This is a genomic window from Sphingomonas sp. Ag1 (assembly GCF_000980895.1).
Lineage (GTDB): Bacteria > Pseudomonadota > Alphaproteobacteria > Sphingomonadales > Sphingomonadaceae > Sphingomonas > Sphingomonas panaciterrae.
On record NZ_LAZX01000081.1, the window covers coordinates 37778 to 64499 of the forward strand.

General features: G+C 66.7%; 27 protein-coding genes and 1 pseudogene. 10 read left to right on the top strand and 18 right to left on the bottom strand.

Annotated elements, in window-relative coordinates:
* Positions 1 to 375: 375 nt before the first annotated feature.
* The 6 genes and pseudogenes from XM50_RS21120 (at position 376) to XM50_RS20735 (ending at position 2813) form a co-directional block, all read left to right on the top strand.
* Entirely contained in the window at positions 376 to 618 is a 243-nt protein-coding gene (locus tag XM50_RS21120) for a DUF6894 family protein (protein ID WP_443024635.1), read from the top strand.
* Positions 619 to 627: 9 nt separating this feature from the next.
* On the top strand, positions 628 to 1617 hold the full coding sequence (locus tag XM50_RS19115) for a M61 family metallopeptidase (protein ID WP_052742423.1): 990 nt from the start codon (positions 628 to 630) through the stop codon (positions 1615 to 1617).
* Between the two features lie 46 nt (positions 1618 to 1663).
* Positions 1664 to 1723, top strand: a pseudogene (locus tag XM50_RS21125) (hypothetical protein); the annotation flags it as partial.
* A 14-nt stretch (positions 1724 to 1737) separates the two neighbouring features.
* On the top strand, positions 1738 to 2145 hold the full coding sequence (locus tag XM50_RS20730; protein WP_052742424.1) for a hypothetical protein: 408 nt from the start codon (positions 1738 to 1740) through the stop codon (positions 2143 to 2145).
* Positions 2146 to 2162: 17 nt separating this feature from the next.
* On the top strand, positions 2163 to 2480 hold the full coding sequence (locus XM50_RS19125; protein WP_052742425.1) for a hypothetical protein: 318 nt from the start codon (positions 2163 to 2165) through the stop codon (positions 2478 to 2480).
* A 132-nt stretch (positions 2481 to 2612) separates the two neighbouring features.
* Positions 2613 to 2813, top strand: a complete 201-nt coding sequence (locus tag XM50_RS20735; protein WP_156167127.1) for a hypothetical protein — start codon at positions 2613 to 2615, stop codon at positions 2811 to 2813.
* A gap of 26 nt (positions 2814 to 2839) precedes the next feature.
* Here XM50_RS20735 and XM50_RS04395 read toward each other — a convergent pair whose 3' ends face one another.
* From XM50_RS04395 to XM50_RS04410, 5 genes are all read right to left on the bottom strand, one after another.
* Positions 2840 to 3271 (bottom strand): hypothetical protein, encoded by a 432-nt coding sequence (locus tag XM50_RS04395; RefSeq protein WP_046407670.1) that lies wholly within the window; start codon positions 3269 to 3271, stop codon positions 2840 to 2842.
* Positions 3272 to 3275: 4 nt separating this feature from the next.
* Entirely contained in the window at positions 3276 to 3959 is a 684-nt protein-coding gene (locus tag XM50_RS04400; protein WP_052742426.1) for a Crp/Fnr family transcriptional regulator, read from the bottom strand.
* Positions 3960 to 4150: 191 nt separating this feature from the next.
* Positions 4151 to 4915: a DUF2243 domain-containing protein gene (locus XM50_RS04405; RefSeq protein ID WP_046407673.1), complete on the bottom strand. Its 765-nt coding sequence runs from the start codon at positions 4913 to 4915 to the stop codon at positions 4151 to 4153.
* A gap of 1 nt (position 4916) precedes the next feature.
* The gene (locus tag XM50_RS20935) at positions 4917 to 5039 is read right to left on the bottom strand and encodes a hypothetical protein (RefSeq protein ID WP_269430557.1); all 123 of its coding nucleotides are present in this window, start codon (positions 5037 to 5039) and stop codon (positions 4917 to 4919) included.
* Positions 5032 to 6039 carry a methyltransferase gene (locus tag XM50_RS04410; protein ID WP_046407674.1) on the bottom strand — a complete coding sequence of 336 codons (1008 nt, stop codon included), beginning with the start codon at positions 6037 to 6039 and terminating at the stop codon, positions 5032 to 5034. Before XM50_RS04410 ends, XM50_RS20935 begins: the two co-directional genes overlap by 8 nt.
* Positions 6040 to 6363: 324 nt before the next feature.
* Here XM50_RS04410 and XM50_RS04415 point away from each other — a divergent pair, with 324 nt between their 5' ends.
* Positions 6364 to 7416: a zinc-dependent alcohol dehydrogenase gene (locus XM50_RS04415; RefSeq protein ID WP_046407676.1), complete on the top strand. Its 1053-nt coding sequence runs from the start codon at positions 6364 to 6366 to the stop codon at positions 7414 to 7416.
* Between the two features lie 180 nt (positions 7417 to 7596).
* A complete protein-coding gene (locus XM50_RS04420; RefSeq protein ID WP_046407677.1) occupies positions 7597 to 8181 on the top strand; it encodes a hypothetical protein in 585 nt (194 codons plus the stop codon).
* A gap of 24 nt (positions 8182 to 8205) precedes the next feature.
* Here XM50_RS04420 and XM50_RS04425 read toward each other — a convergent pair whose 3' ends face one another.
* The 9 genes from XM50_RS04425 to XM50_RS04465 all read right to left on the bottom strand — a co-directional run bounded on the left by XM50_RS04425 (position 8206) and on the right by XM50_RS04465 (position 20498).
* Positions 8206 to 9342 carry a hypothetical protein gene (locus tag XM50_RS04425; RefSeq protein ID WP_231621853.1) on the bottom strand — a complete coding sequence of 379 codons (1137 nt, stop codon included), beginning with the start codon at positions 9340 to 9342 and terminating at the stop codon, positions 8206 to 8208.
* A 182-nt stretch (positions 9343 to 9524) separates the two neighbouring features.
* Positions 9525 to 9719: a hypothetical protein gene (locus XM50_RS04430; protein WP_046407679.1), complete on the bottom strand. Its 195-nt coding sequence runs from the start codon at positions 9717 to 9719 to the stop codon at positions 9525 to 9527.
* A complete protein-coding gene (locus tag XM50_RS04435; RefSeq protein ID WP_052742427.1) occupies positions 9712 to 10041 on the bottom strand; it encodes a hypothetical protein in 330 nt (109 codons plus the stop codon). The genes XM50_RS04430 and XM50_RS04435 overlap by 8 nt, the downstream gene beginning before the upstream one ends.
* 31 nt (positions 10042 to 10072) lie before the next feature.
* Positions 10073 to 10960 carry a peptidylprolyl isomerase gene (locus XM50_RS04440; RefSeq protein ID WP_156167129.1) on the bottom strand — a complete coding sequence of 296 codons (888 nt, stop codon included), beginning with the start codon at positions 10958 to 10960 and terminating at the stop codon, positions 10073 to 10075.
* On the bottom strand, positions 10957 to 11751 hold the full coding sequence (gene narI, locus XM50_RS04445; RefSeq protein WP_046407682.1) for a respiratory nitrate reductase subunit gamma: 795 nt from the start codon (positions 11749 to 11751) through the stop codon (positions 10957 to 10959). Before narI ends, XM50_RS04440 begins: the two co-directional genes overlap by 4 nt.
* Positions 11748 to 12446 (bottom strand): nitrate reductase molybdenum cofactor assembly chaperone, encoded by a 699-nt coding sequence (narJ, locus tag XM50_RS04450; RefSeq protein ID WP_046407684.1) that lies wholly within the window; start codon positions 12444 to 12446, stop codon positions 11748 to 11750. Before narJ ends, narI begins: the two co-directional genes overlap by 4 nt.
* A complete protein-coding gene (narH, locus tag XM50_RS04455; protein ID WP_046407686.1) occupies positions 12443 to 13969 on the bottom strand; it encodes a nitrate reductase subunit beta in 1527 nt (508 codons plus the stop codon). Before narH ends, narJ begins: the two co-directional genes overlap by 4 nt.
* Positions 13966 to 17748 carry a nitrate reductase subunit alpha gene (locus tag XM50_RS04460; RefSeq protein ID WP_046407687.1) on the bottom strand — a complete coding sequence of 1261 codons (3783 nt, stop codon included), beginning with the start codon at positions 17746 to 17748 and terminating at the stop codon, positions 13966 to 13968. Before XM50_RS04460 ends, narH begins: the two co-directional genes overlap by 4 nt.
* The gene (locus XM50_RS04465) at positions 17745 to 20498 is read right to left on the bottom strand and encodes a nitrate/nitrite transporter (protein WP_046407689.1); all 2754 of its coding nucleotides are present in this window, start codon (positions 20496 to 20498) and stop codon (positions 17745 to 17747) included. The genes XM50_RS04460 and XM50_RS04465 overlap by 4 nt, the downstream gene beginning before the upstream one ends.
* 162 nt (positions 20499 to 20660) lie before the next feature.
* Between XM50_RS04465 and XM50_RS04470 the strand changes: the two genes are divergently transcribed.
* Positions 20661 to 21248 (top strand): nucleoside 2-deoxyribosyltransferase domain-containing protein, encoded by a 588-nt coding sequence (locus XM50_RS04470; RefSeq protein WP_082102705.1) that lies wholly within the window; start codon positions 20661 to 20663, stop codon positions 21246 to 21248.
* 4 nt (positions 21249 to 21252) lie between these two features.
* On the opposite strand, the gene XM50_RS04475 is transcribed toward XM50_RS04470, so the two are convergent.
* A complete protein-coding gene (locus tag XM50_RS04475) occupies positions 21253 to 21903 on the bottom strand; it encodes a trimeric intracellular cation channel family protein (RefSeq protein WP_046407691.1) in 651 nt (216 codons plus the stop codon).
* Positions 21896 to 23320: an amino acid permease gene (locus XM50_RS04480; RefSeq protein ID WP_046407692.1), complete on the bottom strand. Its 1425-nt coding sequence runs from the start codon at positions 23318 to 23320 to the stop codon at positions 21896 to 21898. The genes XM50_RS04475 and XM50_RS04480 overlap by 8 nt, the downstream gene beginning before the upstream one ends.
* A 175-nt stretch (positions 23321 to 23495) precedes the next feature.
* On the opposite strand from XM50_RS04480, the gene XM50_RS04485 reads away from it, so the two are divergent.
* Positions 23496 to 23972, top strand: coding sequence for an Lrp/AsnC family transcriptional regulator (locus tag XM50_RS04485; protein ID WP_052742428.1), 477 nt, complete (start codon positions 23496 to 23498; stop codon positions 23970 to 23972).
* A 21-nt stretch (positions 23973 to 23993) separates the two neighbouring features.
* Here the strand turns inward: XM50_RS04485 and XM50_RS04490 are convergent, their stop codons facing one another.
* Both XM50_RS04490 and XM50_RS04495 read right to left on the bottom strand, forming a co-directional pair.
* Positions 23994 to 24620 (bottom strand): OmpA family protein, encoded by a 627-nt coding sequence (locus XM50_RS04490; RefSeq protein WP_052742429.1) that lies wholly within the window; start codon positions 24618 to 24620, stop codon positions 23994 to 23996.
* On the bottom strand, positions 24617 to 26506 hold the full coding sequence (locus XM50_RS04495; RefSeq protein WP_046407696.1) for a cation:proton antiporter: 1890 nt from the start codon (positions 26504 to 26506) through the stop codon (positions 24617 to 24619). The genes XM50_RS04490 and XM50_RS04495 overlap by 4 nt, the downstream gene beginning before the upstream one ends.
* Between the last annotated feature and the right edge of the window lie 216 nt (positions 26507 to 26722).

A 26722-nucleotide genomic window follows, 5' to 3' on the forward strand; every position in this document is an offset into this window, starting at 1 on the left:
TGAATCCATACTGAACCAGTAGGAATTAACGGCAAGATAGCTTTGGTTCACCGGTCGAGAGATCTGCTTCGCGCTACGCCGGCGGTCGGCGTCGCGCCGCAGCGTCGCTCTGCCACGGCCTGACGGCGGGAAGTCCCCGCTTACGGCAGGGGTGATCCCCTCCCATACCCCCCGGGCACGTGACAGACTGCCCGGATCGCTTGGCCAAGCACTGCTGCCGACTGCCCGATATAGACAAAGATCAATATAGAATATCAGCAGGCGTCGTTATCGAGCGCGTTGCATGATTACGCATAGTTACTGGATGCCTGCGGCGATCGTATTAACCGGTGTTGTTCTTCAGGAACCGGGAAAATCGCCGCGAATTCCTGCAACATGCCCGTTTATACTTTCCATCTATGTTCGGGCGCAACAAGTCGCCCGATCAAGACATCGCGCTCTGAATTTCCCGATCGTCTCTCGGCCCTGGCCGAGGCAAACCGGATCGGTATCGCCATGGTCCGCTCACGGGTTGGGCGTAAGGCATGTCAGCTGCGCTCCCGGCTTGATGTTCGCGACGAAAGCAACCTGCCGGTGGCGCGCTTGTTGCTGGCCGATCTCCTCCAGCGGATCACGTGAAGGCGCTTCATGACCAAAAACCTTCGGGACCTGGACTTCAAGGTCCCGGCGCCCCGCGACATCGCCTATCCTGCTCCCATCCATTTGTACGTGGATGCGCAAGATGTGTTGCGCGGGATCTTGCAGGTACGCCAGGTCGTACCTGTCGGGTCCGGCGGGCCGCTGACGCTTCTGTTTCCAGAGTGGCTGCCGGGATATCATGCGCCGCGAGCATCGATTGCGCTGTTCGCTGGCCTGCGCATCGAGGCGGGTGAGAAGGAGCTGCCGTGGCGGCGGCACCCGGTTCAGGTTCACGCCTTTCAGGTGGAGGTGCCCGCCGAGGCGGAGCAGATCGTGGTGTCTTTTCACTTCCTGACACCAACCGATTCTTCGCAGGGCGGCGTGGTGGTCGGCAAGGAAATCCTGACCATTCAGTGGAACAGCGTGCTTCTGTACCCGGCCGGCTATTACGCGCGCCAGATCGAATTTCATGCCTTTTTGACCGTGCCGGCGGGTTGGCAGCATTCATGTGCAATCGCCGCTGTCGACCGGCAGGATGATACCATCCGTTTCGAGCCCGTAAGCCTCGACGTGCTGGTCGATTCACCGGTATTTGCCGGCCGGTACGCCGCCCGCGTCCCGCTGGATGACCAGGAGAAGGTTCATCTGAGCATCTTTGCCGACAAGGCAGAACTGATCGACATCTCCGAGAAGAAGATCGCGCCCCATCGGGCTGTTGTGGAACAGGCGGGGAAGCTGTTCGGGCCCGCTCCCTTCGACCGTTTCGAGATGCTCCTGGGGCTCAGCAGCGAGCTTGGCCGTATAGGGGTCGAGCATCACCGCTCCTTCGAGGCCGTTACCGTTCCCGACTATTTCACCGATTGGGAAGGGTGCTTCTCTCTGCGCGAGACCGTGCCGCATGAGTTCATCCATGCGTGGAACGGCAAGTTCCGGCGCGGCGCTGACAGCTGGACGCCCAGTTTCGACACGCCGATCCGGAACAGCCTGATGGATCTATGAGGGGCAGACCCAATATTGGGACCGGGTATTATGCGCGCGTTCCGGGCTGTGGACCGCAGACCAGACGCTGCAGGCGATCGCTGTCACCGCAGCGACGCACCAAGTGCGGGCTGGCAGTAGATGGCGGCCCATCAGCGACACCACGCGAGACCCGATCATCGCCGCCCGCGCGCCGCTGCCCTGGCAAGCTGGCAGCGAAGCGAAGACTATTATTCCGAAGGATCGCTCGTCTGGCTCGACATCGATACGCGCATCCGCATGCTTTCGGGTGACACGCGCTCGCTCGACGATTTCGCCAGATCCTTCTTTGCGGCGGATCAGCAAGGACCTGCGCAGACGCTGACGTACACCCTGGACGATGTGATCGCCGCCCTGACCGATCTCGCCCCCTTCGACTGGGGCGGGTTCCTGCGAGAGCGGATTGACGGAAAGCACACCGGCGCGCCGCTCGAAGGCATTGAGCGAGCGGGCTATCAGCTGGTCTTCCGGAACGATCCAGGCGAGTTTGGACCAACACCGAGAAACTAGCTGACAACCTCAACCTGATGTTCTCGCTTGGCCTGACCGTGGACCATGACGGCAAGGTGGAAGAGGTCCTTTGGGAAGGCCCCGCCTTTGAAGCGGCGATCACTGCAGGCACGAAAATCCTGGAAGCGGGTGAGCGGCCCTTCTCGGTGGAGGCGCTGCGGGCGGCGGTTCAGGAGGCAGGGCGATCGAACGGCAGGGTGCGGCTTCGCGTGACGTCGGGGACTTGCGAAAGGGAGGTCGAGGTCCACTACCCCGGGGGCCTGCGATATCCGCACCTCACGCCGCTCGAGGGTGCCAGACCGCGCCTGCTGGAGATCCTTTCCCCGCGCGTCTAGTCCGCAGTCTGCTGCCGAATACATGACCTCGATCAGTCACTTATGATGAAGCAGCCGGGCGCTTTGGTGGTACGATCCCATAGGGATTAGGGATGTGACCCTGCGCCAAAAGGCGCAGGGGAATGTCGGCCGATGGAAATGCCAGATCGAAATGGCGCTAGCGCCGACGACCTGACGAGCCAGCAAAACATGGACGCCTTCCTCTCCGGTTGCGCCGCCCATGCAGACGGCGCGGCTTTCACCGCCTGTCCTTTTGGACACGGAACCGCGGAGCAGGATAGCTGGCATCGCGGCTATCGTTTGAGCCGGCTGAAGGCCCTGGCTTCAGACTAGGCTGCTTTAGATTAGGCTGCTTCAGACTAGGCTGGCGTGAGCGATCCACCGATTGCCTTGGGGCAGGCGGGTCTGGAGCCCGCGACCACCCGCAACTTTGACAGGCTGTCGACGACCTGGTGAGCGGCGAAGGGGAGGGTCAGAACGGCTGCATATGGAAATGGGGGCTCACGACGACGCTGGTCCTTCCTCACCAGCAGCACGGGAGCATCAAGATCGGCCAGCGCCCGCGCCAGGCATGTTTCCGCAACGCCAAATATCGTCGCACTCACCAATATGGCGTTCGGTTTCACCCTGAGCCGCTGGATCAAGCGTGCACCTTCGTCAGCGTTCCGCGCCGGCCCGATGATCTGCGCGCCTGCGCTTGCGACGGTCTCCCCAACATAGTTGGCAAGGAATGAATCGTCCTCGATCTGAACGATGAGCTGGCCGGCAAGCGGCTTGGTTACCCCGGGCATCGCCCTATTTCTCCCACGGACGTAAATAGCGTGGATCAAACTGTCCGGCCCGGCGCAGTCCTCCTTCATCCACGATCCACAAAGTCTTGTTTGTCAACGCGATCAGCCCTTCGTGTCGCAGCCGCCGGAGCACGCGGTTGACGTGTACCGAGGTCAGGCCGAGCGCGTCTCCGATGTGCTCCTGCGTGATCGGCAGGGGCATGTCATTGTCGGTCGCCAGCCCGATCTGCCTGCCGCGCGTGATCAGTTCGCATAAAAGGTGCGCCATCGCATGATAGGCATCATCCGAAATGGTAAGCCACTTGCGCAGGGTCGCCGCCTCGATCAGCGACGCGCGCCACAATGCCGCGTTGATACCAGGGTGACGCGTGGCGAGGCCTGCGATCACCTCCCCCGGGATCCAGCCGATCTTGCAGTCGGTCAGCGCAATCAGATCATGCTCGAACGTTGATCCACAAGCCGCGTGGAGCCCGCAAAAGTCACCCGGGAGCAAAATAGCGGTTATGCGGCGAGATCCGTTCATCCGTACAGCCGCCCGGGCCGCCCACCCGTTGAGGACAAGGTAGAGCTGGTTTGGCGCGGCGCCGTCTTTCAGGATCACGCCACCGTGCGAAGTGGCGACCGGTTCGACGTGGACAGCGTCGACCGCCTCGATTTCCTCCGGCGTCAGATCTGACAGTGTCCTCATCCGCCGGCTCAACATCGTGCCGACCTTGTCACGACACGGAGGGGGAGTGAATTGAAGTGGGTTAGGAAAACGGCGGATTCACGAGAACGGGATCGGCCGGCGGCCGGTGAAACATGCGCGCGAAAGCCCGGTCAGCCGTCAGCCTTGTCTGCACAGCATCCTGGCGCCTCGTCGGTTCTTGCGCGCCGGGCTCATTCGGCTGTGGTCCAGGCGAGACAGCCGGCACCAACCAGCGATGAGCTCACGAACAGCGCCCCCCGCGGATAGAGCGTGTCGACGCGCGCAGGGTCGTTCCAACGCACCGCCCACAGGCCGCGCGATTGCCACAGCACGCTGCCGTTTGCGGCGCGGATGGCGTTGACCGCTGCGCCCTGGCTGGTGCCCGGTCCGAACAGCACGATCATGGTCTCGCTGCCCGCCGGTGCGCGTGCCGCCCAGGCGCCGCAAATCAGCGCCGTGGCGGTAAGGCCAAGCGCTGCGATGCCGCCGCGCGGCCCGCTGCCACCGTCGTTGCCGCCGCCGCCACGATACAGCAGCCGCCCCGCGACGATCGGGATGATCCCGAAGGCGACGAACCAGCCCAGGTCCCAGGCGAGCGGATTGGCACTGTCCAGCTTGATCCGGTGAATGCCGAGAACCCAGTGCGATACGATGCCGTCAGCGACGTGCCACACGCCCGCGCCGATCAGCGCCGCCGCGAGCAGGCGCCTGCCGCTTCCCGAGCGAGCGAGGCTGCGGCGCGTTCGGAACAGCGCCACGAGGCCGATCGCCGCGACGGCATACATCAGCGCATGAAACAGGCCGTCGAACAATATCTGGTCGGTGACGCCGTCCACCAGGCTGAGCAGATGATGCCATTGCAGGATCTGGTGGAGCAGGATGCCGTCGAAGAACCCGCCCAGCGCGAAGCCGATCAGATAGCCGGACCATGGCAGGCTGGTGGCGGCGCGCGCCATGTCAGCGCACCGGCCGCGGGCGGCGGCCTTGCTGGCCTTCCAGCGCCTGCGTCGTCGGTCCGAGGCGGCCGGCATCGACGAGGCGCTTCACCTCGGCGAGGATGGCGGGCGCGGGATCATTCATGGGCGGCGGCATCGCGCTGGACGCACAGGCCGATGGCCGCGATGCGATCAACGCCGGCGTAGGGTTCCTTTTCGAGTTCGTCCCCGAAGATGTCGGGATCGAGCAGGCGGTAATCGTAGCGATAGCCCGTCGCCGGCATTGCCTCACGCAGCGCCTCGCGCACCACGTCGCGCCCGGCCACGATCGACACGCCGGTGTGCATGACGAAGCGGCCGCCGGGCGCCAGCTTCTCGATCGCCATCAGCGTCCAGTCGAGCGAGAGTTTGCCGCCGTACAGGTCGCCCCCGTCGCGATAGGCGCGGCGATCGGGGTCGATCATGAAGGGCGGGTGGGTGACGATCAGGTCGAAGCGGCCGTCGACTTCCGCCGGGGTGCCGGCGAGTGCGGTGCGGTGGTCGATTGCGGCAAAGGTGGCGTTCACCGACGCGAGCGATAGCGCCTTCGGGTTGATGTCCGCCAGCGTCAACGTGGCATTGCCGTGCAGCGATGCGGCGATGATCCCGCCTACGCCGGCGCCGGCGCCGTAATCGAGGATCCGCGCGTCGCTGGGCAGGCCGGCGAGGTTGCGCGAGATATAGTCGGCAAAGCGATAGCTGTCGGGGCCGAGGAAGACCGAATCCCGCTCGCTGGTCGGGTAGCTGGAATGCACGAACAGGCGGCCGAGCACGTTCGACACGCGCACCTTGGCGACCAGCAGTCCGTCGCGGCGACGTGTCAGCAGCCCGGCCGCGTCGAGTGCATCGACGATGGCGTGCGGAAGGTCGTCCCGCCGGCACGGCAGCGACCAGCCGAGCAGGTCCGCCACGGTGGTGCCGACCTGTCGGTCGGCCCGTGACAGGACGCGGGCTTGCGATGCCGGTGTCGGTGCGATGAAGTCATAGTGGATGGAGCGCAGATGCTCCAGAAGTTCAAGCAACGCGGTGCGCGGCGCATCGTCAAGAACACCCGCGCTGTGGCTTTGGTCATTGATCGCCGACTCATTTACATAGATCAAGTTCATGTTTTCAGGCCGGAAGTTTCCTGTTCGGGACCAACAGGACGGGCGCGCCTTCGTTCCGGTACATTAACACTGATCTCCATCAGCATGACGGAAAGACAGGCAGGTCGGGGAAACATAAATCATAGAGACTAGTGTATGTTGCACTAGGTTGGCGACTGACCAAGTAAACGAAGGGACAGGAAAACAAGCAAGACGCACTTGATAACTTGGATTGCAATACGGGAACGTGCGCGGACAATAATGTTTGTTCCCCGGACAGATGCCGCGGTGAAAGCCGGCGTTCAGGCTTAAGAAGACGCACCGGGCAAGGGAGGCATCCGCGCCATGAAGGCTGCACTGAAGACCGCCGAAGGCACGTTTGCTTTGATCGAGGTGGAACGCCCAATCATCCCGGCGCCCAACTTCGTATTGGCCCGCGTTCGCGTGGCAGGAATCTGCGGGACGGACCTGCGCCACTGGAAGAAGCACGATCCCGCGCTGGAATGCCATATCATGGGGCATGAGCTGGCGGGTGAAGTCGTCGAGGTGGGCGCGGACGTCAGCAACGTGAAGCCAGGCGACCGCGTCGTCATCGAGACGGTGATGGGCGACGGCGTCTGCGAATACTGCCGCGTACAGCGCTACAACATCTGCGAGCACCTGTATGACGTGCGCACCAGGTACGTCTCGCGCGCCTATGCCGAATATGTGTCGGGACCGGCGGAGAAATTCTACCCGCTCCCCGATCATGTCAGCTTCGAGGAAGCATCGTTGATCGATACCTTCTCGGTGTGCCTGCATGCGCAGCATCTCTCGGGACTGGGCATCAACGACAAGGTCGCGGTGATCGGCGCCGGGCCGATCGGTCTCGGGCAGATGATGCTCGCCAAGGCGAGCGGGGCGGACGTGATCATCTGCGACAAGGTGGCGAGTTCGCTGGACTTGGCACGCGAGCTTGGGGCGGATGCGGTCGTTGATAGTGGCCGCGAGGATGCGGTCGAGCGCGTCAGGGCTTTCACCGGTGGCAAGGGGGCGGACATCGTCTTCGAATGTGCAGGCGGCGACGCCATGCCGACGACCTTGCCGCAGGCAACGAAGATGGTGCGCCGCGCGGGCAAGGTGGTGATCGTCGGCGGCTTCGACGCTGGCGAGACGAGCATCCCGCTGGAATGGCAGCGGCTGCAGATGAGCGAGATTCAGCTGATCCTCAGCGCCAGCTTCGCTATGCACGATATCTATCGCGAACAGGGCATGGTGCTGGATCTGATCGCCAAGGGGCGCATCGACGTAAAAAGGATGATCACCCACCGTTTCCCGCTGGATCGCATCAACGAGGCATTCGACACGGCACAGCGCAAGGAGGAGACCGGGGCGGTGTTCGTCGCCATCACGATCTGAGCGCACCGGGAAAGTAATCGCGTGCGGCCGAGGTGAAGCCTGGCGCACCGGTTTCAAGCACGGGCGTCGTGTTCATTCGATCTTTCCCCGGTCCTTAGATCGTCCTCCGCACCTCACTGTAACCCCGCCCTCCGGCCGCTCGTTCAGCGAAACGACATGACGCCTGCGTTACGATCCCTCATGCCGATCCGCCTTTCCCCGCTCTCGCTCTGCCTCGTCACTGCCCTTGCCGCCGGATCGCTGCCCGCCGCCGCGCAGGTGATCGGCGCGCCGCCGGCGATCCGCACCATCGACATCCCGCCCTCGCGCATCGCGCCGCCGGAGGCCGCGCCGCAGGAAGCAGAAGCCTTCCCAGAGGCGCAGCCCGCCGCGGTCGAGACCCCGCGCGCCGGCGGACTGGTGCTCGACCTGCCGCGCACCGGTGCCTCGGACACGCGCGTGCCGCCGCCGCCCACCGCCCCCAGCGCCGAACAGCTCGCGATGGAGGCGATCGCTGCGGCCGAGGCGGAGAAGCTGCGCCAGGTGAACAGCGCGCAGCTTTCCGCCGCGCAGGCGCAGCTTGACCGGATCGCCGCCGACAAGGCCGCGCAGCAGGAGCGGCTGGCCCGCTATCGTACGGAGGCCGCTGCCCATGCCGCGGCAATGTCGGACTATGCGGCGCAGCTCGCGGCCGCCCGTGCCGACCGCGAACGGTGGGAGGCGGATGTCGCTGCCTGCCGCGCCGGCGACCGGCTGCGCTGCGGCGTCACCGACGGCCGCCGTTAGGGCGCTCACCGCAACGCGGCCGGCTCAATAGGCCCAGTCGAGCTGCACCCACGTCTTGTCGGTGTCGGTCGCGAACGTATCGGCGCGGTAGCGTGCGTGGCGCAGTGAGAAGAGCGCGCGGCGCACCTTCACGCTGGCGATGAGGTCAATTTCCGTCCCGTAGCGCTGCCCCAGCCGGTCGCTGCGAAAGCGATGCCACGTGCCCGACAGCGAGATCGCATCCGCGCCCAGCACCTCCTTCACACCATAGCCGCCGCCGACATACAGGTCGCGCACGCCATTGGGCGGCGTGGTCAGGAACTTGTCGGCCCAGCCCTGGAACTTGAAATTGGTGCCAAGCGGCGTCTGGAAGCTGGTGAAGGCCACGCCGTCGTCCGCGCCCAGCACTTCATAGCCCGCGTTGAGCGACCAGCCCGATACCGACAGCGTCGCATCGGCGAGATAGTAATTGGCGGCATAGCGATTGGGGTTGCGGTGCCAGTCGCTTTGCCGCGCATAGCTCAATTGCCAGGCAAGCTTCGCCGCCTGCGTCAGGGCGGTCGATCCCGCCAGCCGCGCGCCATAGCTCTGGCTGGACAGGCGATAGCCCTGCACCGCCGCCTCGTCCTGATCGACCAGATAGGCAAAGCCGGTGAGCGTGCCGACCGGCGTCGCATAGGAGAGGTTGGCGAATACATTGTCGCCGCCGATGCTGGGCTGGCGCGCGCCGGTGCCGTTGATCCCCCAGATGGTCCGCACGTTCCAGGCATAGGTCACGTCCAGCTTCAGCTTGGGCAGCGGCGTCAGCACCGTGCGCACCGCGTCGAACGTCTGCGCATTGTCGCGGAAGCCGACATTGCCGACGAAGCGTTCGTCGTCGAGCGCGATGACCTGCCGACCCGCCGTCACCGACACGGCATCGTCCTGGTAGCGAAGCTGCGCGCGGTAGAGCGCGATGTTCTGCGGATCGGCGATCAGCGGGCGGTTGGCGAGCCCGGTCACGCCGTCATAATAACGGTCGATCGCGGCCAGCGTGCCCTGCGCCTCGACCAGCGCGCTGAACGGGCCGCGGGTCGCCTCCACGCCGGTGCGCAGGCGGATGGTGAGCGCGTCGGCATCGCGCGGCTGCCCGTCCTCGTCGACATGTTCGTAGCGCACCCGCGCATCGACCAGCGGCTTCATCTCGACCTGCTGAGCGGTGGCCGGCGCGGCGGCGGCCAGCGTGCAGGCGGCAAGCGTGGGCGGAACGAGGGCGGCGATCGATCCGGGGATGTGCTTCACGGCAAACTCCTCGATCGGGCAGGGAAGCGGATCGCACCGCGCCGCCCCGGCGCGGGAACGGGGCGGGGGCGGGGTGGGGGCCTTCAGATGATGAGATAGCCGGTGACGACCAGGCAGATCGCCAGGACGATCAGCCAGATCACCGGCCAGCCTTCGCCCTCCCCCTCGGTCGCCGATGCGGTGTCGATCGGCGCCGGCGAACTCGTCTGGGTATCATATTGGGTTTCGGTGCCCCGCTTCATCGCGGGGTTGATCTGATTCTTGGGGGTGTCAGCCATGGGTCGCTCCGGCCTGATGAGTGTCCGAATGGGCGCGGCAGGCGGGCGCGGTCAGCCGCCAGTGGACCATCGCCGCAAGGCAGGTGGTGCCGGGGTCCTGGCTGTCGCGAAGCCCAGACATCAGCGTCGCCCAATCCTCCTCGCCCGCCAGCCGGGTGAAATCGGCGATCGCCATGCGCGCATAGCCCGACACGCTGATCCCCAGCCGCCCGGCCGCGTCGGCGGCCTCCCCGGCGAGCGCCGGATCGGTACGGCCGAGCCATTGTTCGAGCCCCGCCGACGAGCGGCGCGCGGCGGCGAGCGTGTCGCCCAACGTCGGCATCAGCCGGCGTCCGTTTCGACCAGCGTCGGCATCAGTCCGCGCCGATCCTGATGCCCTCGACATTCCCGCGCTCGGCAAGCGCGGAGATGTAGCGGGCCGAGGCCATGGTCCAGCTGCGCGCCTCCAGCATCTCGGCGATCTTCGGCTGTACCACCTCGAATGGAAGGACCTGCCCCGGCACGCGGCGATGCAGCCGCAGCACGTGCCAGCCGAAGCGCGATCGCACCGGGCGCGGCGTGATCGTCCCGCCGGCCAGCCGCTCCAGCGCCTCGTGCACTTCGCTGACCAGTTCACCGCGCCGCACCTGGCCCAATGATCCGTCCTGCTGCGCCGAGGGGCAGGTGGAACAGGCGCGCGCGGCGACGGCGAAGGCGGTGGGATCGTCGCCGACGGTCTGCGCGATCTCGAACGCGCGCCGCTCCGCCGCGGTCCAGGCGGCAGCGTCGTCGCCCTCCGGCTCGATCAGGATATGCGCGGCGTCGAACAGGTCCGGCGTGCGCAGCCGCTGGCGGTTGGCGGCATAATAGCGCCGGCATTCGGCCTCGTCGGGAAGCTCCGGGCGGACCGCCTGTTCCAGCACGCCGCGGATCAGCGCATCCTCCTCCGGCTCGACGCGGCCGGCCTCATCCTCCTCGGGTTCGGCGACCAGATCGAGCCGGCGCGCCTCCTGCAGCAGCAATTCGCGCACCGCCAGCGCGCGCGCCGCCTCGGTCCAGGCGGTTTCCATGTCGGGCGCGGGGTGATGCTGGATTTCCTGCGCGATGCTTTCGGGATCGATCTCCACGCCATTGACCCGCACGTCGCCGAAGCTGGGGGGCGGGGGGAGGAGGGGTTCGGCCCCGCCGCACCCGCCGCTGGCACAGGCCGACGGCATTGCCGGGCGGGGGGTGAGATCGAGCGTGTCTGCCTGCCGTGTCATATCGCCTGGCTCTCCTCGGCCTGCTGACGAAGCATCGTGTCGCCGCCATAGCTCGCCGCGCCGCCCGCCGGCCCGCGGGTGGGCGAGAGATAGCGTTTGCCGATCGGCATCCGCGACCGGACGATCTGATAGCCGGGGCGGAACAGGAACCAGACCGGCGCGCTCCAGATATGCACCAGCCGGGTGAACGGCGTGATGAGGAACAGCGTCAGCCCCAGGATGATGTGCAGCTTGTAAACCAGCGCCACGTCGGCGATTTCCTCCGGCGCGCCGGGGTTCAGCGTCAGGATGCCGTTTGCCCAGTTCATGAACCGAAGCATCTCGCTGCCGTCGAGGTGGCGGATCGTCCAAAAGGTGGTGAGGATGCCCAGCGTCAGCTGGCACCAGATCAGCACCAGCACCGCGATGTCGCCCCACGACGAACTGCGCCAGATGCGCGGATCGACCAGCCGGCGGTGCAGCAGCAGGGTGCAGCCGATATAGGCCATGACCCCGGCGATGCCGCCGACGATCAGCGCGGCGAGCTGCTTGAACTCATGCCCGATCCCCAGCCGGTCGATCACCGTCGCCGGGGTCAGCAGCCCGACGAAATGGCCGAACAGCAGGATCAGCAGCCCCATGTGGAACAGGTTCGATCCGAGCACCATCTGGCGGCGGCGCAGGAACTGGCTCGACTGCGATCGCCAGCTGAACTGGCTGGCGTCGAAGCGCAGGATGCTGCCGACGATCAGCACGGTGACGGCGAGATACGGGTACCAGCCGAATGCGAGTTGGTTGATGAACGCGTTCATGCTCCCGTTTCCCTCTTCTGGGCCCGGTTGGAGGCGCGGATCTTGGCGACGACGCCGGTCGGCCCGCCCATGTCGTGCGCGGCGGAGGCCATGAAGCTGACCGGCGCCTCTTCCCATTCCTCGTCGATCTTTGCCGGATCCTCGGACGGTTGCCGTTCCTTGAGCTCCGCCAGCGCGCCGGCATCGGGCTTCACCCCGGCCAGCGCGAGCAGCGCGTGGAAGATGCCGGCATAAGGCGCCTCGCGCTCGTCCAGCCGCTCGGCCAGCGCGGCGAAGACATGCGCCGGCTGGCCCAGGAAGTCGCGCGCCTCGCCGGGCGGCAGGTTGGACGCATATTCCAGGAACACCGGTACGAAATCGGGCAGTTCGCGCGTGTCGAGCAGCAGCCCGCTGGCGGCATATTGCTGCCCGAGGTCAATCATCGCCTGGCCGCGTTCGCGCCCGTCGCCATGGACATGTTCGAACAGGTGGAGCGACAGCCGGCGCGAACGGTCGAACAGGTCGCTGTAGGTGATCTGCAGGTCGAGCAGATCGTCGTTCGCCATCGCATCGAGCAGCGGCTGGAGCCGCGCCAGCACCGGCTTGCGCAGCGCGCCTTCCTCGCGCAGCAGCGCGCCGATCGCGGCGGCATTCTCCTGCAGCTCGGCGGAGGGATAGTCGAGCAGGGCGGCCAGCGCCTTCAGCGTCATCCTCATGTCGGGGCATCCATGTAGCGTTTGCGCGGCGTTCGCTTCGCCCCGCCGAACAGGTTCACCTTGGTCGATCCGTTGCTGTCCTCGCGGAAGCCGAAGCCGCTGTTGCCGCGCAGGACATAGGCGTCCTCCTCCAGCTCGCGGTGGGTGGTCGGGATGACGTAGCGGTCCTCATAGGCGGCCAGCGCCATGATGCGGTACATGTCCTCGACCAGCGCGCGGGTGAGGCCGACGCGCTCGGGGATCGCCTCGTCGATGCGGCCGTCAATCGATTTCGCCCGCATATAGGCGCGCATCGCCAGCATCCGTTCGAGCGCCAGCGCGATCGGTTCCTCCTTCCCCGCGGTCAGCAAATTGGCGAGGTAGCGAAGCGGGATGCGCAGGCTGCGCACGTCGGGCATCCCGTCGCGCGAGGACATCTTGCCCGCCTCCGCCGCCGACTGGATCGGCGACAATGGCGGCACGTACCAGACCATCGGCAGCGTGCGATATTCGGGATGGAGCGGGAAGGCGACGCGCCATTCCACCGCCATCTTGTAGACGGGCGAGCGGGTGGCGGCCTCCAGCCACAATTCGGGCACCCCGTCGCGCCGCGCGGCTTCCTGTACGGCGATGTCGTTGGGATCGAGGAACACGCCAAGCTGCGCCTCGTACAGATCCTGCGGATCCTCGACCGAGGCGGCGGCCTCGATCCGGTCGGCGTCATAGAGGACGACGCCGAGATAGCGGATCCGCCCGACGCAGGTTTCGGAGCAGACGGTGGGCTGCCCCGTCTCGATCCGGGGATAGCAGAAGATGCACTTCTCCGACTTTCCGGTCGACCAATTGTAATAGATCTTCTTGTACGGGCAGCCCGACACGCACATCCGCCAGCCGCGGCATTTCTCCTGATCGATCAGGACGATGCCGTCCTCCGCGCGCTTGTAGATCGCGCCCGACGGGCAGGAGGCGAGGCAGGCCGGGTTGAGGCAATGTTCGCACAGACGCGGCAGGTACATCATGAACGTCTGTTCGAACTGGCCGTAGATCTCCTTTTCCACCCCGTCGAAATTCTGATCCTGGCTGCGCTTGGCGAATTCGCCGCCAAGCATGTCCTCCCAATTGCCGCTCCATTCGATCTTGTTGAGCGCCTCGCCGGTCAGCAGGGATCGCGGGCGGGCGGTGGGCTGCGCCTGAAGCTCGGGCGCAGCCTGCAGCCATTCATATTCGAACGTATAGGGTTCGTAGAAATCGTCGATCTCCGGCAAATGCGGATTGGCGAAGATCTTCGACAGGATGCGCCATTTCGATCCCTGGCGCGGCTGGATGCTGCCGTTCTTCTTGCGGATCCAGCCGCCCTTCCAGCGTTTCTGGTTCTCCCAGTCCTTCGGATAGCCGATGCCGGGTTTCGTCTCGACATTGTTGAACCAGGCGTATTCGACGCCCTCGCGGTTGGTCCACACGTTCTTGCACGTGATCGAACAGGTGTGACAGCCGATGCACTTGTCGAGATTGAGCACCATGGCGATTTGTGCGCGGACTTTCATTCTGCGGCCTCCACGCTTGATCCGGTGCCCCAGTCGGCCGTGCCGCCGGTGACATTGGCGGCATCGTCGGCGCGCTTGTCGAACCAGTTCACCTGGCTCATCTTGCGCACGATCACGAATTCGTCGCGGTTCGCGCCGACGGTGCCGTAATAATTGAAGCCATAGGCAAGCTGGGCGTAGCCGCCGATCATGTGCGTCGGCTTCATGTTGATCCGCGTGATGGAGTTATGCACCCCGCCGCGCTGGCCGGTGATTTCGGACCCCACGGTGTTCACGAGCTTCTCCTGCGCGTGATACATGATCGCCGATCCGGGCATGATCCGCTGCGACACGATCGCCCGCGCGGTCACCGCGCCGTTGATGTTGAACACCTCGATCCAGTCATTGTCCTCGATGCCGGCGGCGGTCGCATCATCCTCGCTGATCCACACCGTCGGCCCGCCGCGGCTGAGGCTCAGCAGCAGGAGGTTTTCCGAATAGGTCGAATGGATGCCCCATTTCTGGTGCGGGGTGAGGATGTTGAGCAGGATTTCCTTGTTGCCGTTGGGCAGCCGCCCGACGACGTCATGCACTGTCTTGGTGTCGATCGGCGGCCGCCAGGTGACCAGGCTTTCGCCGAACGCGCGCATCCACTGATGGTCCTGGTACAGTGATTGCCGCCCGGTCAGCGTTCGCCACGGGATGCGTTCGTGGACGTTGGTATAGCCGGCGTTGTAGCAGACCTTCTCGCTCTCCAGCCCCGACCAGATCGGCGAGGAGATGATCTTGCGCGGCTGCGCGGCGACGTCGCGGAAGCGGATCTTCTCCTCCTCCTTGCCCTCCGCCAGATGCCGGTGATCGCGCCCGGTGGTATGGCCCAGCGCCTCCCACGCCTTCAGCGCGACTTCGCCATTGGTCTCGGGCGCGAGCATCAGGATCGTCTCGCAGGCGTCGATATCGGTGTTGATCCGCGGCCGCCCCTCGGTCAGCCCGCCGGACACCCGCCCGTTGAGGTTGCCGAGCAGCTCCACCTCGTGCGCCGTGTCCCAGCTGATCCCCTTGCCGCCATTGCCCAGCTTTTCCAGCAGCGGGCCGAGCGCGGTGAAGCGCGCGAACGTCTCGGGATAATTGCGCTCGACGATCTGCACCGAGGGCATGGTCTTGCCGGGGATCGGATCGCATTCGCCCTTCAGCCAGTCCTTCGGCTCATAGGGCTGGCCCAGCTCGCCCGGGCTGTCATGCTGGATCGGTGCCAGCACCACGTCATGCTCGATGCCCAGCACCTCGGGGCAGACCTGCGAGAATTTCTCCGCAATCGAACGGAAGATGTTCCAGTCGCTGCGGCTTTCCCACGCCGGGTCCACCGCCGCGGTCAGCGGGTGGATGAACGGGTGCATGTCCGACGTGTTGAGATCGTGCTTTTCGTACCAGGTCGCCGTCGGCAGCACGATGTCGGAATACATGCTGGTGGTGGACATGCGGAAATCGATGTTGACCATCAGGTCGAGCTTCCCGACGGGCGCCTCGTCGCGCCACACCACGTCGCGCGGCCGGTCGATCTGCTCGATATCGCTGTCGGTCCCGACGATGCCGTGCAATGATCCGACGAGGTGCTTCAGGAAATATTCGTGGCCCTTGCCGCTCGCCCCCAGCACGTTCGACCGCCAGAAGAACATGTTGCGCGGCCAGTTCTGCGGATTGTCGGGGTCGAGGCTGGCGGGCTTGATGACGCCGGTCTTCCACCCTTCGGCGACGGCATTGCCGGGATCGGCCTTGCTGTCGTGGAGGTGGCGGCCAAGCTCGATCGGGTTCATCTGAAGCTGCGGCGAGGAGGGGAGCCAGCCCATCCGTTCCGCCTTGGCATTGTAATCCAGCATGCTGCCCGACCAGTCACCCTCGGGCGCCAGCGGCGAGAGGATTTCCGACATGCGAAGCGTTTCGTAGCGCCACTGGTCGGTATGCGCGTAGAAGAAGCTGGTGCCGTTCATCTGGCGCGGCGGGCGGGTCCAGTCGAGCGCAAAGGCCAGCGGCAGCCAGCCGGTCTGCGGGCGCAATTTCTCCTGCCCGACATAATGCGACCAGCCACCGCCCGACTGGCCGACGCAGCCGCACATCACGAGCAACGCGATGATCCCGCGATAGCTCATGTCCATATGGTACCAATGGTTGAGCCCCGCGCCGAGGATCACCATCGAGCGGCCCTTGGTGACTTCGGCATTGGCGGCGAATTCGCGCGCCACCTGAATGATCGCCTGGCGCGGCACGCCCGTCACCTTTTCCGCCCAGGCCGGGGTGAAGGGCACGTCCTGGTCGAAGCTGGTGCCGACATTCTCCCCGCCGAAGCCGCGATCGACCCCGTAATTGGCGCACATCAAGTCGAACACGGTGGTCACCGTCGCGCTGACGCCGCCGGCCAGCGTGATCCGCCGCACCGGCAGGTTGCGCAGCAGCACCTCGTCATGATTGGTGGCGACGAAATCGTGCGGCGCGGTGGAGCCGAAATAGGGGAAGGCGACCGGCTCGACGCCGTCATTATGCGCCGCCAGCGTGGTGCGCAGCCGCACCTGGTTACCCTCGGCGTCCTTTTCCTCGAGGTTCCACTTGCCGACCTCGCCCCAACGGAACCCGATCGTGCCGCGCGGCGCGACCAGTTCGCCATTGGCGTCGTCGATCGCCACCGGCTTCCAGTCGATGTTGTTGAGCTCACCCAGCGCGCCGTCGAGATCGGCCGCGCGCAGCAGGCGATCGGGCACCAGCCGCCCGTCGCGCTCGACCAGCCGGACGAGGAACGGGAAATCGGAATATTGCCGCGTGTAATCGGCGAAATATTCCACCTGCCGATCGACGTAGAATTCCTTCAGCACGACATGGCCAAGCGCCAGCGCCAGCGCGGCATCGGTCCCCTGTTTGGGGTGGAGCCACATGTCGGAGAATTTTGCCGCCTCGTTATAATCGGGCGCGATGACGACGCTCTTGGCGCCGCGATAGCGAACCTCCGAATAGAAATGCGCGTCGGGCGCGCGGGTCATCGGGATGTTCGATCCCCATACCAGCAGGAAGCCGGCATTGTACCAGTCGGCGCTTTCGGGAACGTCGGTCTGCTCGCCCCAGGTCTGCGGCGACGACGGCGGCAGATCGCAATACCAGTCGTAGAAACTGAGCAGCGTGCCCCCGATCAGCGACAGATAGCGGCTGCCCGCGGCATAGGAGATCATCGACATCGCCGGGATCGGGGAAAATCCCGCGACCCGGTCCGGGCCATATTCCTTGATCGTATAGGCGTTGGCCGCAGCGATGATCTCGGTCGCCTCGTCCCAGCCGATGCGGACGAAGCCGCCGCGCCCGCGCTTCGACACCCAGTCGCGCCGCTTGTCGCTGTCCTGCACGATCGATTGCCACGCCGCGACCGGCGGCAGCGACTTTCTCGCCTCGCGCCAGTGGCGGATCAGCCGCGCGCGGACGAGCGGATATTTGATCCGCGTGCCGGAATAGAGATACCAGCTGTAGCTGGCACCCCGCGGGCAGCCGCGCGGTTCGTGATTGGGCAGGTCCGGGCGGGTGCGCGGATAATCGGTCTGCTGCGTTTCCCAGGTGACGATCCCGCCCTTGACGTAGATCTTCCACGAACACGATCCGGTGCAGTTCACGCCATGCGTCGACCGCACGATCTTGTCCGCCGCCCAGCGCTTGCGATACGCATCCTCCCACGCGCGCGTCTCATCGGTGGTGATGCCGAGACCGTCGGAAAACTTGCCCTGCTCGCGGCGGAAGAACGTCAGGCGATCGAGGAAATGGCTCATGAATAGGCTCCGCTGGTCAGGTCGCGCTTGCCAGCGCCGGAAGGGGGGGCGCCGAGGCGGGGGCGCGACCCGAACATGCCGCGCGGCCCGCTGTATGCGACCCAGGTCAGGGCCGCGCAGCTGAGGTAGAAGGCGAAGAACGCCCACAAGGCGCCGTCGGCAGACCCGGTGCTGCTGATCGACCAGCCATAGCCCTTGGGAATGTAGAAGGCGCCATAGGCCGCGATCGCCGAGATGAAGCCGACGATCGCCGCCGATTCACGATCGGCGTGCAGCCGCCGCTCCTCGACGGGCATGTCGGCATGTTCCACGTCGAACACGCGGCGCATGATCGCGGGCACCATCTGGAAGGTGGAGGCATTGCCGACGCCGCTGACGAAGAACAGCAGCAGCACCATGCCGAAGAAGCCGGCGAAGCTGCGCGCGTCGAGCGACCAGATCATGCCGATGATCGAGGCAGCCTGGACCAGGAAGACCCAGAAGCTGACCTTGGCGCCGCCGATCCGGTCCGACAGGCCGCCGCTGCCGGCCCGCGCCAGCGCGCCGACCAGCGGGCCGAGGAAGGCGTAGTGCAGCGCGTCGACCTCCGGGAACACCAGCTTGGAGAGCAGCGGGAAGCCCGCCGACATGCCGATGAACGTCCCGAACGTGCCGGTGTAGAGCCAGCACATGATCCAATTGTCGCGCCGGCCAAAGATCGTGGCCTGGTCGGCGAAGGAGGATTTGGCGCTGAGGATGTCGTTCATCCCGAACCAGGCGAGCACCGCGCCCAGCATCACCGGCGGCACCCAGATGAAGCCCGCATTCTGCAGCCACAGCAAAGTCCCGTCGCTCGCCACCTGCGCCTGCCCGCCAAGCGCGCCGAACAGCCCCATGGTGATCGCCACCGGCACGACGAGCTGCATCACGCTGACGCCAAGGTTGCCGATGCCCGAATTGATCGCCAGCGCACGGCCTTTTTCCGCCGCCGGGTAGAAGAAACTGATGTTGGCGACCGAGGAGGCGAAATTGCCGCCGCCAAAGCCGCACAGCAGCGCCAGCACCAGGAAGATGAAGAACGGCGTTCCCGGGTTCTGCACGGCATAGCCGATGCCGAACGCGGGGATCAGCAGCGATGCGGTCGACAAGGTGGTCCACAGCCGCCCGCCGAAGATCGGAACCAGGAAGGCGTAGAAGATCCGCAACGTCGCGCCGGATATGCCGGGCACGGCGGCGAGCCAGAACAATTGGTCGGTGGTGAAGGTGTAACCGATGCTGGGCAGCCGCGCGACGACGACGCTCCACACCATCCACACCGCAAAGGAGAGGAGCAGGCAGTAGGTCGAAATCCACAGGTTACGTCTGGCGATTGACCGCCCGGTGTTTTCCCAGAAATCCGGATCCTCCGGCCGCCATTCGGCGATCGGCCCGGCGCGCATCGCCGCGCGGCGGGTTTCCGGTTCGCCCATGCCGCGGAACTCGGGCAGCTCGGGACTTTGCGGCACGTGCGCCGCCGCCGACGCCTCGCGCTCCATGTGCTGGATCGCGCCATGCATCCAGAGCAGCGAGACGAGCACGATCAGGAACAGCAGGGCAAAGCTGCTCGTCCAGATCCCGGTCAGGTCGAGCAACGCGCCAAAGGCGAGCGGCAGGACGAAGCCGCCGAGGCCGCCGATCATCCCGACCAGGCCACCGACCGCGCCGACGTGATTGGGGTAATAGACCGGGATGTGCTTGTAGACCGCCGCCTTGCCCAGGCTCATGAAGAAGCCGAGCACGAAGATGATGATCAGGAACGGCACCAGCCCCATCGAGGTGCTGAAGGTGATCGGGCCGTTCACCCCCTCGATGACGTAGCTGGTCGGCGGATAGGACAGCAGGAACGTGCACAGCACCGAGACGATGAAGGTGGCGTACATCACCTTGCGCGCGCCGTAGCGATCGGACAGCGAGCCGCCATAGATGCGGAACAGGCTGGCCGGCACCGAATAAAAGGCCGCGAGCATCCCGGCGGTGCGGATGTCGAGGCCATAGACCCCGATCAGGTAGCGCGGCAGCCACATCGCCAGCGCGACGAACCCGCCGAACACGAAGAAATAATAAAGCGAGAACCGCCACACCTGGACGTTGCGCAGCACCTTCAGCTGGCTGGCCATGCTTTCGGCCTTCTGGCCGCCGTGCTGGCGCGTTTTCTGGTCAGGATCCTCGGGCGTCACGAACAGGAAGATCACCCCCATCACGATGATCGCCGCGGCCCAGATCTGCGCCACCGCCTGCCAGCCCATCGCGACCATCACGAAGGGGGCGAGGAACTTGGTCACCGCCGCGCCGATATTGCCCGCGCCAAAGATGCCGAGCGCGGTGCCCTGCCGCTCGGCGGGATAGAATTTGGAGACATAGGCGACGCCGACCGAAAACGACCCGCCGGCGAGCCCCACGCCAAGCGCCGCGATCAGCAACTGGGGGTAGGTGTGCGCATAGGACATCAGGAACGTCGCGATGCCCGACAGCACCATGACCGCGGCGAACACCCGCCGCCCGCCGATCTGGTCCGACCATACGCCCAGGACCACGCGCACCAGCGATCCGGTCAGGATCGGCGTGCCGGTCAGCAGGCCGAATTGCGTGTCGGAAAGCCCCAGTTCCTCTTTGACGCCCAGCCCGACGATGGAAAAGATGGTCCAGACCGCAAAGCAAACGGTGAAGGCGATCGTGCTTGTCCACAGCGCCCGGCCCGCGCCGTCCTTTGCGTGTCCAACATCCTCCACCATGGATTGGTCCCCGCCCGCCGAATGGTTCTCGACGACAAGGTAATCTGCGCTTTTCGCTGGGGGCGCAGTCAGTAAAGCTCCTTAATTGCGCACCAAACGGCGGGAAATCGCGCGCGCTGTCGATGGTGGCCGTCCGCCGCCGGGTCGGCTAGGGGGCGCGCCATGCTCTATCCCCTTGCGCTCGCGCTCGCCGTCGCGGCCACCCCCGACGCCGCCAGCACCGCGCCCACCCCGCAGGCGACGACCCAGGCGGCGGCGACCGGGCGCGCGACGGTGGTCACCGCGCCCGAACGGCCCGCGACGACGCCCGATCGCCCGCGCATCTTCCTCGGCGGCAGCATCGACATGGGCAACGCGCCCGACTGGCAGAAACAGCTCATCGCCGCCCTCGCCGACCGCGACGTGGTGATCCTCAACCCGCGCCGCCCCGACTGGAACCCTGCCTGGCGCCCGGAGGCGAGCGAGCCCGAATTCCGCCGCCAGGTGGAATGGGAGCTGGAGGCGCTGGAGAGCGCGGACATCATCGTCCTCTACCTCGCGCCCGGCTCGCAAAGCCCGGTCAGCCTGCTCGAACTCGGGCTGCACGCGCGGTCGGGCAAGGTCATCCTGCTGTGCCCGCCCGGTTTCTGGCGCAAGGGCAATGTCGATATCACGGCCGAGCGCTACGGCATCCAGCAGGTCGCCTCGCTGGAGGAACTGCACAAGGCGATCGACGCCCGGCTCGCCGCGCCGGCCCGCGCGCGGCGCTAGTCGGTCAGGCCACCGGCGGCCGGTTCGCCACCGGCAGCTGCCAGCCGCGCCGGATCGCCATCATCCGCAACCCGAAGCACAGCGCGCCCCCGGCGATCGCGGTCGGCACGATCGGCAGGTCGAGCATGTTGCCCGCCACCACCACGCCGGCGCCGGCCAGCGCCGCGACCGCATAAAGCTCCGACCGCAGCACGCCCGGCACCTCGGCCAGCAGCACGTCGCGCGCGATCCCGCCGCCGATCCCGGTCAGCACGCCCAGCAGCGCGGCCATCACCGGGCTCAACCCATAGGCCAGCGCCTTTTGCGCGCCCGCCACCGCGAACAGCGCCAGCCCCACCGCGTCGAGCATCCTGACCGGCGCGTGCAGCCGCTCGATCCACGGCGACCAGAAGAAACAGATGACGCCCGCCAGGCTCGATACGCCCAGGTACCGCCAGTCGACCAGCGAGGCGGGAGGCGTTGCGCCGATCAGCACGTCGCGCGTGATCCCGCCGGCGGTCGAGGCGGCGAACGCCAGCACCAGGATCCCGAAGATGTCGAGCCGCCGGCGCACCCCCGCGGTCGCGCCGCTCAGCGCGAAGGCGAACGTCCCGCCAAGGTCCAGCACGCGGACCAGCGTCACCAGCAGCTCGCCGGCGGCGGCGCCCTCAACCATCGCGCACCTCGCCCGCGTGATCCGTGTCAGGCCGCGCCCGGCCGGCATAGGCCCAGTAGAGCGCGACGCCCAGCGCGTTCCAGACCAGGAACCACCAATGGGTCGTGCTCGGCAGGCTGACGAACAGATAGACGCAGCCAGCGATCGCCACCGGCCCGACCAGCCACGCGGCAGGCGCGCGATAGCCACGCGGTGCGTCCGGCGCGCGGCGGCGCAGGACGAGCATGCTGACCGCCACCGCGGCAAAGGCGACCAGCGTCCCGGCATTGGCCAGCGCGACGATCTCGTTCAGCGGAAAGAACGCCGCGATGGTGCCGACGATCAGCACCGTGAACAGGGTGGTGCGCACCGGGGCCCCGCTCGACGACACGCGCGCCAGCCCGCGCGGCAGCAGCCCGTCGCGCGCCATCACGAAGAAGATCCGACTCTGCCCGTAGAAGAACGCAAGGATCACCGTCGGCAATGCCACTACCGCCGACAGCGCCAGGAACCGCGCCGCCTCCGGCTCGCCCAGCCGGCGCAGCACCAGCGCCAGCGGCTCGGGACTGTCGGCGAAGTCGCGAAAGCCGACCGCGCCCAGCGCCGCTCCCGCCACCAGGGTATAGATCGCCGCGCACGCCAGCATCGACCCGATGATGCCGATCGCCAGGTCGCGGCGCGGGTTGCGCGTTTCCTCCGCCGCGGTGGCGATCGCGTCAAAGCCGTAGAAGGCGGAAAAGATGATCGCCGCCGCTGCCATGATGCCACGCTCGACGCCGTCCGCGCCGGTCGACTTGGCAAAGCCGAACGGGTTGAACGGGGAAAGGTTGGCGCTGTCGAAATGCGGCGCGGCCATCCAGACGAAGGCGACCAGCGCGGATACCTTGACCAGCACCAGCACCGCATTGACGCTGGCGCTGCTGCGCATGCCATAGATCAGCATCGCCGCGACCCCGCCGATGATCGCCACCGCCGGCAGGTTGACGATGCCGCCCGCGTGCGGCCCATTCATCAACGCCCAGGGCACGCCCAGCCAGTCGTGCAGCAGCGGCGCGGCATAGCCGGACCAGCCGACCGACACCGCGCTCACCACCAGGCTGTATTCGAGGATCAGGCTCCACCCGATCATCCATGCGGCCAGCTGCCCCACCGCGACATAGCTGTAGGTATAGGCCCCGCCCGATGCGGGGACGAGCGTCGCCATCTCGGCATAGGCGAGCGCAGCGCAGGCGCATACGAAGCCCGCGATGACGAAGGCGACCAGCACCGCCGGTCCCGCCTTGGCCGCGCCAACCCCGATCAGCGTCAGGATGCCGGTGCCGACGATCGCCCCGACTCCCATTGCGATCAGGTGCGGCCAGCCCAGCGTGCGGGCCAGCGCGCCGCTGCCCTCACCGAACGCGCGGTCGAACGGCTTGCGAAGCTTCCAATTCCTCAACCGCCCGATCCTTCTTCACCAGCGCATGGCCCAACCGCTCCGCCCATTCCCGCGGCCGGGCGGGGCCGGGCAGGGGGGCGGACTGGTTGCTGTCGGCGCGGATTAGCATCGCCGCCGCCGCAGGTGGCGCGAAACACCTTGACCGCCGCCGCAGATTCTGCGGTTTGATCGCGCCATGACGACGGATCGTACGCTCGACCGGATCGACCGGCGAATCCTGCGCGCGCTTCAGGCCGAGGGGCGGCTGCGCAACGCCGCGCTGGCGCAGCGCGTCGGCCTGTCGGAAAGCGCGTGCCTGGCGCGCGTCCGCAACCTGGAAAACGCCGGCGTCATCCAGGGCTATCACGCCCGCCTCGATCCGTTCCGCGTCGACATCGGCCTCGTCCTTCTGGTCGAGGTCACGCTGGAGGGCCGCCACCGCGAGGAGCGGCAGCATTTCGAACGCCTCGTCAACGATTTGCCGCAGATCGTCGAGGCATCGCACGTCAGCGGTGAGACGGATTACATGCTGAAGGTCGTGGTGCGCGGCATGGCCGACTGGAATGCACTGAAGGAACGGATGACGCGCGAGGTCGGGCTCGCCCGCGTCGTGACGCATGTCGTGATGGACAAGCCCAAGGTGTTCCAGGGTTATCCGATCGCCCCGGAATGACGCCGCCGGGCGGTGCCGGCGTTATTCCTTCGCCTTGGCCGCCGGTGATGTCGTCTCCGGTGCCGCCGTGTCCGCGCCCTCCGGCGCCGCTGCCTCCGGCACGATGATCTCGATATCGACGCGCCGGTTCTGCCGCCGCCCCTCGGGATCGTCGCTGCCGTCGAGCCTGACGTTGGGCGCCGCCGGCCGACCGTCGCCCAGCGCGATGACGGTGATCCGCTCCTCGGCGATCCCCTTGTCGGTCAGGTAATCGCGCACCGCCTCCGCGCGCAGCCGCGACACGCGCAGGTTCGCCGCCCGGCTGCCGTCATTGTCGCTGCTCCCGCGCAGCACCCAGCGTGCCTCGCCCGGCAGCGACGGGTTGGCGAGCAGCGCGTCCAGCGCCTCGCGCGCCGCATCGTCAATCGCCGCGCCGCGCTCGAACAGGATCGTCGCTTCGGTCGGCACCGGCGGCGTCGGCTCGGGCTCGGCGACCGCCTGGCTCTCGGCGATCACCTTGGGCTGCATGATCGACTGCGCGGCGCGCTGCTCATTGCCCGTCGCCGCCTCGGCCGGGCTCGGCGTGGGCGAGGGGGCAGGGGCCGGCGCGCGATTGTCGCAGGCGGCGAGCGATACCGCCCCCAGCAGCAGAAAGGCGGTCTTGTTCATGCGATGGTCTCCTGCGGTCGCCCGGCCCTGTCTGCGGCGCTGTCCGTTGCCCCGTCTGTCGCCTCTTCGGGCGCCGGGATGGCATGCCAGAAATCGTCCTCCACCCGGTCGGGCGGCACGTAGAGCAGCACCGTGTCGCCGACCGTGGGCGTCGGCGCGGAGGCGTGCGAGAACATGCGCAGCGACCCGTCCTTGCGCAGCAGCAGCAGCGGGCCTCCTTCTTCGGGCAGCGTGGCGGCAGCGGCGGTGAAGCCGGCGACATCCTCGACGGTCGCGGCGGCGAAGGTCCAGCCCATCCGCTCGCGCCACGCGACATCCTCGACGCCCAGCCCCGACCGGAACATCGCCCGGCCGCGCAGCGCATCGGGCAGGCTGCGCGGATCGTCGCCCGCCGCATCGCCCAGCTGGTACACATTGTCGCGGCCCAGCTCGGGCGCGAACTCGCTGCACACCAGCGCATTATACGCCTCATTCTCCGCCGTCGCGGCGAGCAGCCCGAATTGCAGCAGGTCGAGCCGTTCCTCGGTCGCCTCGGCCAGGATCTCGCCGTGATAGATCGGCACGCCCTCGGCGCGCGCAGCGGTCAGCCGCTGCCAGCTGTTGTCGCTGATCGTCACGCCCACGCCCAGCGCGCGCAGCGCGCGCGCCAGCGACAGGCTCCACCGCGTCGACCCGACGATCAGCACGCCGCGCCCGCTCGGCGCAGTCAGCCCCAGCGCGCGGGCGAAGAAACCGATGGTGAAGCCGTGCGCGACGATCGTCGCCACCACCACCGCGAACGACAGCGCGACCAACGTGCTGCCGTCGCCATAGCCCAGCTCGTCCAGCCTGAGCGCGAACAGGCCGGTGATCGCGATCGCCACCACGCCGCGCGGCGCGATCCACCCGATGAACAGCCGCTCGCGCCACGGGATGCGGCTGAACGCCAGGCTGATCAGCACCGTCGCGGGGCGCACGAGGAACAGCAGCGCGAACAGGAACAGCCCGAACCGCCACTCGAATTGCCGGAGCACGCTGAGGTCGAGCGACGCGGACAGCAGCACGAACACCCCCGAGACGAGGATGATCGTGATATTCTCCTTGAAGCTCAGGAAATCGCGCAGCGACGCCAGCTTCATATTGGCCAGCGCAATGCCCATCACCGTGACGGCCAGCAGCCCCGTTTCCTGCTGGATCGCGTTGGACGCCACGAAGGTGCCGATCACCGCGACCAGGATCACCGGCGCCTTCAGATATTCAGGGACATAGCCGCGCGGCAGCGCCCAGCCGAGCAGCCGGGCGACGCCATAGCCCATCAGGCCCGCCACGATCGCCGCCAGCACCAGGCTCGCCAGGCTGTCGATGATCGTCGCGCCGCTGCCGGCCTGGCGCAGCACCTCATAGGTGACGACCGCGCACAGCGCGCCGATCGGGTCGTTGACGATCGCTTCCCATTTCAGGATCGCGCGCGGCCGCGCCGCGACGCTCGACTGGCGCAGCAGCGGCAGAACGACGGTGGGCCCGGTGACCACCAGGATGCCGGCGAACAGGATCGCGACCGGCCACACCAGCCCCGCGACATAATAACAGGCCAGCGCGCCCAGGACCCAGCCGACCGGCACGCCGACCAGCACCAGCCGGTGCACCGCGCCCTCGGCATGGCGCAATTCGCGCAGATTGAGGCTCAGCCCGCCCTCGAACAGGATCACCGCCACCGCCAGCGATATGGCGGGTTCCAGCAGCGCGCCGAAATCTTCCTCGGGGTGGATCAGCCCCGTCGCGGGCCCGGCGATGAGCCCCGCGATCAGCATCAGCGCGATCGCCGGCAGCCCGGTGCGCCACGCAATCCACTGTGCGCCGATGCCGAGCAACCCGACAAGCGTCAGCACGATGGCCAGATGATTCATTGTGTCTCCCTGCCGTCGCCATCGCGCGACCCTTCCCCAAGGGCCGGGGCAATGACTTTGTTCCGGCAGGGCAACGTCATGCCGCCCTGCACCTCGAATTGCCGCGCCGGGATCATGCCCGCTCCAGCCCCGCCCCGACAACCCCGCGACAAGTGACCCGATCAGTCGCTCAGCCGTGCCGACCAGCGCCGCTGAGTCATGGACCTACAAAAGAGG

Excerpts from the sequence above, each read along its gene's own strand:
- XM50_RS20735 (WP_156167127.1), top strand. The coding sequence starts at position 2,613 with ATGGAAATGCCAGATCGAAATGGCGCTAGCGCCGACGACCTGACGAGC.
- XM50_RS04460 (WP_046407687.1), bottom strand. The coding sequence starts at position 17,748 with ATGAGCCATTTCCTCGATCGCCTGACGTTCTTCCGCCGCGAGCAGGGC.
- XM50_RS04405 (WP_046407673.1), bottom strand. The coding sequence starts at position 4,915 with ATGGCGCGCGCCGCCACCAGCCTGCCATGGTCCGGCTATCTGATCGGC.
- XM50_RS04465 (WP_046407689.1), bottom strand. The coding sequence starts at position 20,498 with ATGGTGGAGGATGTTGGACACGCAAAGGACGGCGCGGGCCGGGCGCTG.
- narH (WP_046407686.1), bottom strand. The coding sequence starts at position 13,969 with ATGAAAGTCCGCGCACAAATCGCCATGGTGCTCAATCTCGACAAGTGC.
- XM50_RS19125 (WP_052742425.1), top strand. The coding sequence starts at position 2,163 with ATGTTCTCGCTTGGCCTGACCGTGGACCATGACGGCAAGGTGGAAGAG.
- XM50_RS04400 (WP_052742426.1), bottom strand. The coding sequence starts at position 3,959 with ATGAGGACACTGTCAGATCTGACGCCGGAGGAAATCGAGGCGGTCGAC.
- XM50_RS20730 (WP_052742424.1), top strand. The coding sequence starts at position 1,738 with ATGGCGGCCCATCAGCGACACCACGCGAGACCCGATCATCGCCGCCCG.
- XM50_RS04395 (WP_046407670.1), bottom strand. The coding sequence starts at position 3,271 with ATGCCCGGGGTAACCAAGCCGCTTGCCGGCCAGCTCATCGTTCAGATC.
- XM50_RS04440 (WP_156167129.1), bottom strand. The coding sequence starts at position 10,960 with ATGACACGGCAGGCAGACACGCTCGATCTCACCCCCCGCCCGGCAATG.
- XM50_RS19115 (WP_052742423.1), top strand. The coding sequence starts at position 628 with ATGACCAAAAACCTTCGGGACCTGGACTTCAAGGTCCCGGCGCCCCGC.
- XM50_RS04415 (WP_046407676.1), top strand. The coding sequence starts at position 6,364 with ATGAAGGCTGCACTGAAGACCGCCGAAGGCACGTTTGCTTTGATCGAG.
- XM50_RS04420 (WP_046407677.1), top strand. The coding sequence starts at position 7,597 with ATGCCGATCCGCCTTTCCCCGCTCTCGCTCTGCCTCGTCACTGCCCTT.
- XM50_RS04485 (WP_052742428.1), top strand. The coding sequence starts at position 23,496 with ATGACGACGGATCGTACGCTCGACCGGATCGACCGGCGAATCCTGCGC.
- narI (WP_046407682.1), bottom strand. The coding sequence starts at position 11,751 with ATGAACGCGTTCATCAACCAACTCGCATTCGGCTGGTACCCGTATCTC.
- XM50_RS04410 (WP_046407674.1), bottom strand. The coding sequence starts at position 6,039 with ATGAACTTGATCTATGTAAATGAGTCGGCGATCAATGACCAAAGCCAC.
- XM50_RS04425 (WP_231621853.1), bottom strand. The coding sequence starts at position 9,342 with ATGAAGCCGCTGGTCGATGCGCGGGTGCGCTACGAACATGTCGACGAG.
- XM50_RS04435 (WP_052742427.1), bottom strand. The coding sequence starts at position 10,041 with ATGCCGACGTTGGGCGACACGCTCGCCGCCGCGCGCCGCTCGTCGGCG.
- XM50_RS04490 (WP_052742429.1), bottom strand. The coding sequence starts at position 24,620 with ATGAACAAGACCGCCTTTCTGCTGCTGGGGGCGGTATCGCTCGCCGCC.
- XM50_RS04495 (WP_046407696.1), bottom strand. The coding sequence starts at position 26,506 with ATGAATCATCTGGCCATCGTGCTGACGCTTGTCGGGTTGCTCGGCATC.
- XM50_RS04475 (WP_046407691.1), bottom strand. The coding sequence starts at position 21,903 with ATGGTTGAGGGCGCCGCCGCCGGCGAGCTGCTGGTGACGCTGGTCCGC.
- XM50_RS04470 (WP_082102705.1), top strand. The coding sequence starts at position 20,661 with ATGCTCTATCCCCTTGCGCTCGCGCTCGCCGTCGCGGCCACCCCCGAC.
- narJ (WP_046407684.1), bottom strand. The coding sequence starts at position 12,446 with ATGAGGATGACGCTGAAGGCGCTGGCCGCCCTGCTCGACTATCCCTCC.
- XM50_RS21120 (WP_443024635.1), top strand. The coding sequence starts at position 376 with ATGCCCGTTTATACTTTCCATCTATGTTCGGGCGCAACAAGTCGCCCG.
- XM50_RS04430 (WP_046407679.1), bottom strand. The coding sequence starts at position 9,719 with ATGGCTGACACCCCCAAGAATCAGATCAACCCCGCGATGAAGCGGGGC.
- XM50_RS20935 (WP_269430557.1), bottom strand. The coding sequence starts at position 5,039 with ATGAATGATCCCGCGCCCGCCATCCTCGCCGAGGTGAAGCGCCTCGTC.